Source organism: Aequorivita vitellina, assembly GCF_022008365.1.
Taxonomy (GTDB): Bacteria; Bacteroidota; Bacteroidia; order Flavobacteriales; family Flavobacteriaceae; genus Aequorivita; species Aequorivita vitellina.
In genome coordinates this window covers 1-318 of the sequence record NZ_JAIRBA010000187.1, presented here as the reverse complement: position 1 = coordinate 318, position 318 = coordinate 1, and the positions used below count along the sequence as shown (strand labels likewise).

The 318-nt window shown below is 47.8% G+C and carries 1 protein-coding gene; it reads left to right on the top strand.

What is annotated here, in order from left to right; translation table 11 throughout:
* Positions 1–318, top strand: a 318-nt coding sequence (locus K8089_RS16450) for an HYR domain-containing protein (RefSeq protein ID WP_237604355.1), incomplete at both ends; no start/stop codon positions are given.

The window sequence follows — 318 nt, the reverse complement described above, 5'->3', positions numbered from 1 at the left end:
AACCTTGCAACCTGTACTGCAGAGGTAACGGTAGTAGATAACCTTGCGCCGGTAATAACTTGTCCAGCAGATCAAACAGTAGATCCGGGGCCTGGAAACATATTCTATATTCTTCCAGATTACTTTGCAACGGGCGAAGCTACAGCAATAGACAACTGTACCGATCCAGTTACGCTTACAACCCAAAGTCCAGCAGCAGGAACGCCACTTTCTGACGGCACGTACACCATTTCGTTTACGGCCACCGACGAATACGGCAACACCAGCACTTGCGACTTTGAGCTAATTGTTGAAACTGAATTAGGCGTTGGCGATAAC